Origin of the sequence: Pseudomonas endophytica (assembly GCF_001411475.1) — a bacterium.
Taxonomy (GTDB): Bacteria; Pseudomonadota; Gammaproteobacteria; order Pseudomonadales; family Pseudomonadaceae; genus Aquipseudomonas; species Aquipseudomonas endophytica.
In genome coordinates this window covers 1-5,539 of sequence record NZ_LLWH01000082.1, presented here as the reverse complement: position 1 = coordinate 5,539, position 5,539 = coordinate 1, and the positions used below count along the sequence as shown (strand labels likewise).

Below are 5,539 nucleotides of genomic sequence, written 5' to 3'. Positions count from 1 at the left end.
TGAGTTTCGTACTCAATCGCTCGGGGGATGCTTCGGCGCAAATGAAGCAGGCTCTTAGCCCGCAATTGATTGAGAAGGGGGCCTATTTGGCACGCGCGGGTGACTGTGTGGCCTGCCATACCAGTCATGACGGCGGCAAGCCGTTTGCTGGAGGGCTGGGGATTGCTTCGCCAATTGGCACCCTCTATTCCACCAACATCACCCCAGATGCAAAAACCGGTATCGGTCAGTGGACGTATGGAGATTTTGAGCGCGCCTTGCGCCGTGGTATTGGCCACGATGGCAGTGCGCTTTATCCAGCAATGCCCTATCCGTCGTATGCCAAAGTATCTGATGCCGATACGCAGGCGTTGTACGCCTATTTCATGAAAGGCGTGAAGCCGGTTGAACAGGCCAACAAAGCTAACGACATACCGTGGCCGTTGTCGATTCGCTGGCCATTGGCCTATTGGCGCACGGCCTTTTCGCCTCTGCCAAACACTGCTGACACACCTGCCAGCGCCACTCCTGAGCAGGCTCAGGTTGAGCGTGGCGCGTACCTGGTGCAGGGCTTGGGGCACTGCGGCTCATGCCATACACCTCGGGCGTTGACCCTGCAGGAGAAGGGGCTTGACGAAAGCGCCGCCAATTATCTGGTGGGGGCAGAGCTCAATGGTTGGGCCGTTCCGTCATTGCGCGGTATGCCGCACTGGTCGCAAGAGCAGATTGTTGATTACCTTGAGACGGGTCGTAACAGTGTCGCTGCTGTTGCCGGCGAGATGACGGATGTTGTGGCCAACAGCACCTCGCACATGAGCAATGATGATCTGAACGCAATAGCGATCTATCTCAAGTCACTTGAGGGTGCAAAAGATCCGGCTTATCGCTATCAAGCGGTGCGAAGCGAAGCGACGACGGCGAAACTGACCGCGGCTAAGGATCTGACCCTTGGCGAGCGTTTGTATGTCGACAACTGCGGTGCTTGTCACTTTGTCTCGGGTAAGGGCGCAGAGCAGATCTTTCCGCATTTGGATGGCGCATCAGTGGTCAATGCACAGAATCCAGCGGCGCTGATCAATCTGATTTTGGCCGGAGCCCAGACCCCATCGACCGAGAAGGCGCCTTCTGTGTTGCCGATGCCGGGTTTCGCAGATCGCATGGATGATGAAGAGGTTGCGCAGTTGGCGACTTTCTTGCGTCAAGGCTGGTCGAACCATGCGGATAAAGTGACGGCTGAGCAGGTGCAAAAAGTGCGTAAGACGGTGCATGAGCACTGAGTGTGAATAGACCGTTAGCTGACGTGTTGCGTTAGCGTTAAGGCCAATTCAGGTCACGTCTGAGTTGGCCTTTTTTATTTAGGGTGGTTGGGGCGGCATCACTTTAAGTGTGATTTATAGCGCTACCTGAAACCCGATAACCCTGTCAGCGCTAACCGGCACGCAGCGCATCAATCACTAAGCGCACGGCCAGTGACGACTGGCGGCGGGTTGCATAGTAAGCGTGATGCCCCGTAAACGTCGGAAACCAGTCTTCAAGGACCCAACGTAGATGACCTGCCTGCACATAGGGCTCGACCAATGCTTTGGGTAAATACGCCAAGCCGAAGCCCTTTAACGCGGCCTCTAACATTTGATAAGAATTGTTGAACACCAACTGGCCGCTGACCTTCACCTCAAGACGTTCCTTGCCGTTATTCAACTCCCAAGGCATGAGTAACTCTCGGGAGGGTAATCGCAGGTTTATGCAATTGTGCGCAGTCAGGTCGGCAGGTTCCTTTGCTGTCAACCTGCCTTGCAGATAAGCCGCAGAACCGACGATCGCCAGTGTTTCATCAGGCGCAATGCGAACTGCAATCATGTCTTTGGCGACCTGATCCCCCAAACGAACACCCACGTCGAAACGTTCTGCCACGATGTCCAGCAGCCCGTAGTCATTGATGATTTCTATCTGAAGGTCAGGCTGCTCAGTGAGAAGATTTTGGAGTTTAGGCCATACATATTGGTTGGCAGCGTAGTCGGTGGTAGATATACGCACTGTGCCGATGGGCTTATCGCGCAACTCAGCCACGGCCAATAGTTCTGCTTCGATCTCTTCCAGCTTAGGGGCGACCGTGTCCAAAAGGCGCTGTCCAGCCTCGGTGGTCGACACGCTGCGCGTGGTTCGGGTTAGCAGCAGCATCCCTAGTTGGGTTTCCAGCGCGGTCACGGTTCTGCTTAACGAAGACTGCGAAACACCTAATTGAGCCGCGGCTTTGGTAAAACTTCGTTCACGTGCAACGGTGAGCAGCGCAACGAGATGGTTCAGATCGGGAATGGCCATTTATGCACCATTGCATGAGTGTATTCCTATTTTGCCACCTAGTACTTGAGTCCCCCAAGCTCTAGATTATTTCCCACGGCGATTAAGCCTCAGCACAACAGGGAGATTTCCATGAGTGATTCAGGCCAAACCATTATCCGCAGTGGTACCAAGCCCTCCGTCAAAGGCCCTGACACTTGGTTTACCGGTTCAGTGCGTATCGACGCTATGTTCCAGGCCGCAGCGCCGGGTCGAGCGACGGGCGCTATCGTGACCTTTGAGCCATCAGCCCGAACCTTTTGGCACGCACACCCGCTGGGCCAAACACTGGTGGTGCTCACCGGTGTGGGGTGGACACAATGCGAAGGCGGCCCGCGAACCGAGATCCGCGCGGGCGATGTCATTACCTGCGCGTGCGGCAAACGGCACTGGCATGGCGCCGCTGCAACCACAGCAATGTCCCACTTGGCGGTCACTGAAACAGTCGATGGCAAAAACACCGACTGGATGGAGCCGGTGACAGACGAACAGTACCTCAGCGGCCCGCTTGTGACGGAGTGAGCCACTTTTAGCCAAAGGCCAATGCGCTCCATCCGCCTAAGCTGTGACGAGGGTTCACAGAAGGTGTGAATGTCTGAGTATTCTCGTGCGTGAGCGCATCACTTAATCTCACTCAGCGATTGCAATCTGGCTCGCTCGCCAGTCACACGTTGAGAGAAAATTAATGAATGCGCCTGTTAAGCCTGATGAACTTGCCATCCCTTACGCATTGCCGCAGGTGCCTTTTATGTCTCCAGACATGGTGCATCCGGGCGTCATGACTACTTGGCTTGATGACGATAATCTCTGGGTGCCTGTCACTGCGACAGTATCGTTTAAGCCACTGATGCTGAGCGTTAGCGGCGGGTATTACATCAACCTGCTGCGTGTGCGGCAGAGCGGCGTGTTATCACGCCACCGGCACTCGGGCGCCGTGCATGCGCTGGTACTGAAGGGGCGTTGGTACTACTTAGAGCATGATTGGGTTGCGGACGAAGGTTCCTTTGCCTTTGAACCACCGGGGGAGACGCACACGTTGTTCGTCCCGGAAGATGTTGAAGAAATGATCACCTGGTTTCACGTACAAGGTGGTTACACTTACGTCGACCCGCAAGGTGTCGCGGTGGGCTATGAGGATGTTTTCACCAAGCTCGAAGCGGCTCGCAAGCATTACAAGACGTTAGGCTTGCCGGACGACTATATTGAGCAGTTCATTCGCTGACAGCTGAATAAGAACGCGCTACGGCGCGTTTTTTGTGTCGGCCCAACACGTGAAATAACAGGCGTAAAGAGCGAAGCGGTATGGATCAATACTCACAAATGCTGGCCTTTATTTGGTCAACGGAGTGCGGAAGTTTTTCTGCTGCCGCCAGGGCGCACGAGATGTCGCCTTCGGCCATTAGCAAGCTCATCGCGCGGCTCGAAGACCGGCTGCGGGTTCGTCTGTTTATGCGCGGCTCGCGCGTGCTCACGCTGACCGAGGAGGGCGCGGCTTACCTGCGCAGTGCCAAAGCGGTGGTCGAAGCGATGAGTGAGGCGGACTCCCTGGCGGAAGGGCTGCCTTCCAGAGTCAGCGGCACGCTACGGATTCACACCATGACCTCATTTGCGAAACAGCAAATCGTGCCGTGGTTGCCAGCGTTTCTGGACACTTATCCGGGGCTTGATGTGGAGATTCAGCTCGGCGCTCAGTTCGTTGACCAGTTCGAACAGGGGCTGGACATCGCTATCCATAGCGGGGCGCTGCCCAGCTCGTCGAGAGTCGCAAAAAGAATCGGCGAGTGTGAGTGGCTACTGTGTGCTTCGCCGGGCTATCTGGAAAAACACGGGACGCCACAGCAGCCCAAAGACCTGATGAACCATCGCTGTTTTAATTTCAGTTTTGCCAGCCCTTGGAACACCTGGGCTTTTGTCCAAGACGGCTTGGGAGTCACAACCCCGGTACAGCCTAGAGGGTCGTTTACCCAAGGCGAGCTGCTACGAGACATGGCCAAATCGGGTGCCGGAATCGTTCGCCTTGCAGACTTTCATATTGGCCAAGACATCCAAGACGGCTCGTTGGTACTGCTGCTGGATGAGTATAAAGCCGACATCCTAGAACCGATTTACCTCCTCTACTCAGACCGTAAGCACTTAAGCCCACGGATCAGAGTGTTTATCGAGTTCTTTCAGCAAAAATGGATTGAGCACCCGTGGAAGGTGGTAAGGCCAGTGCACCCGTGCGGTGAAGTCATCCGCGGTGCTAAGTAAAACTCAGGCATGGAGCCTACTTGAGTTCTGCGGGGAGGCGTTTACCTTGGCAACAATTGCATCGTTGGCCCAAGCTGCGAAATAAAAAGTAGCTTCATGCTGAGCGAAAGCAAGCTGGCGCACTTCAACTTTATCGGCGACACGTTGATCGGTGAGGGCGTGAATATTGAAGCGGGTGCAATCATTGCCAATTACCGTAACGAACTGAATGGTGCTGATATCAGAATCCGTCATGAAGGCAATGTGATCGTTACGGGTGTGAAAAAATTCGGTGCCTTGGTCGGTGACGGCTGCAAAATCGGAGCCAATGCAGTCATCGCTCCCGGCGCGTTGTTACGGCCAAACACCTACGCTCCGCGTCTGGGGCTGATTGACCAGTTCGCTTACGAATAAGCAGCCTCAGCTTTAGAGCTGACTTTTTCTACCCTCCCTATGGCCCGAGTTGGGAAACGTAAGCTTCACGTTTCCCCTCGAAACCAAGCGGGTCAGCTTTCACTAAAGCGACATCGTTTTAAAACGAGTGGACGCTGCGCTCAACGTCGAACCGCCCAGTTGACGCCTTTCAGCGGATCAGTCTGCCGCTTAAGGCTTGGCGTTTTCATCAAAGATTGCAGCGAGCGCTTCGTTGGCACGCTTGGCGCTTTGCGGGTCGGCACGCTCATCTAGGACTTGCGCTAGCGCTCGCAATTGGTCTTCGGTCAGCCCCACGTTCAGGCTGATGCGCAGATGTGACTGCAATTGTGACTGCACGCCGGGAATGGCCGCGAGCATCGACACCGTAGCCAGTTCTCGCTCTTGCCAGCTCAGGTTGTCACGCTCAAAAATATCGCCGAATAGGTGGGTCTTCAGGTATTCGTCGATCACCGGAGCAAACTCAAATAGCGGGCCCTTTACAGGTGCGCCAACCAGCTTGGTTTGATTGACAGTCCCGGCCTTCCGCAACGCGTCACCCTTCGCCCTCGGTTGGCTCGGC

6 protein-coding genes and 1 pseudogene are annotated in these 5,539 nt (G+C 55.2%); 5 read left to right on the top strand and 2 right to left on the bottom strand.

The genetic code is table 11. From position 1 onward, the window contains the following. The coding region (locus AQS70_RS07215) for a cytochrome c (RefSeq protein ID WP_055102195.1) at window positions 1-1,256 on the top strand (1,256 nt) is incomplete at its 5' end. A gap of 151 nt (window positions 1,257-1,407) precedes the next feature. On the opposite strand, the gene AQS70_RS07210 is transcribed toward AQS70_RS07215, so the two are convergent. Further along, window positions 1,408-2,298: a LysR family transcriptional regulator gene (locus AQS70_RS07210; protein WP_082428053.1), complete on the bottom strand. Its 891-nt coding sequence runs from the start codon at window positions 2,296-2,298 to the stop codon at window positions 1,408-1,410. A 111-nt stretch (window positions 2,299-2,409) separates the two neighbouring features. Here AQS70_RS07210 and AQS70_RS07205 point away from each other — a divergent pair, with 111 nt between their 5' ends. The 4 genes and pseudogenes from AQS70_RS07205 to AQS70_RS07190 form a co-directional block, all read left to right on the top strand. Continuing rightward, window positions 2,410-2,838, top strand: coding sequence for a (R)-mandelonitrile lyase (locus AQS70_RS07205; RefSeq protein WP_055102193.1), 429 nt, complete (start codon window positions 2,410-2,412; stop codon window positions 2,836-2,838). Window positions 2,839-3,001: 163 nt separating this feature from the next. Continuing rightward, window positions 3,002-3,538 carry a 2,4'-dihydroxyacetophenone dioxygenase family protein gene (locus AQS70_RS07200; protein ID WP_055102192.1) on the top strand — a complete coding sequence of 179 codons (537 nt, stop codon included), beginning with the start codon at window positions 3,002-3,004 and terminating at the stop codon, window positions 3,536-3,538. Window positions 3,539-3,618: 80 nt separating this feature from the next. Next, window positions 3,619-4,566 carry a LysR family transcriptional regulator gene (locus AQS70_RS07195; RefSeq protein WP_055102191.1) on the top strand — a complete coding sequence of 316 codons (948 nt, stop codon included), beginning with the start codon at window positions 3,619-3,621 and terminating at the stop codon, window positions 4,564-4,566. 27 nt (window positions 4,567-4,593) lie between these two features. Continuing rightward, window positions 4,594-4,959 (top strand): annotated as a pseudogene (locus tag AQS70_RS07190) (LbetaH domain-containing protein); the annotation flags it as partial. Window positions 4,960-5,148: 189 nt separating this feature from the next. Here the strand turns inward: AQS70_RS07190 and AQS70_RS07185 are convergent. Next, a partial coding sequence (locus AQS70_RS07185) for a carboxymuconolactone decarboxylase family protein (protein ID WP_162233880.1) occupies window positions 5,149-5,539 on the bottom strand: 391 nt, incomplete at its 5' end.

Excerpts from the sequence above, each read along its gene's own strand:
- AQS70_RS07210 (WP_082428053.1), bottom strand. The coding sequence starts at position 2,298 with ATGGCCATTCCCGATCTGAACCATCTCGTTGCGCTGCTCACCGTTGCA.
- AQS70_RS07205 (WP_055102193.1), top strand. The coding sequence starts at position 2,410 with ATGAGTGATTCAGGCCAAACCATTATCCGCAGTGGTACCAAGCCCTCC.
- AQS70_RS07200 (WP_055102192.1), top strand. The coding sequence starts at position 3,002 with ATGAATGCGCCTGTTAAGCCTGATGAACTTGCCATCCCTTACGCATTG.
- AQS70_RS07195 (WP_055102191.1), top strand. The coding sequence starts at position 3,619 with ATGGATCAATACTCACAAATGCTGGCCTTTATTTGGTCAACGGAGTGC.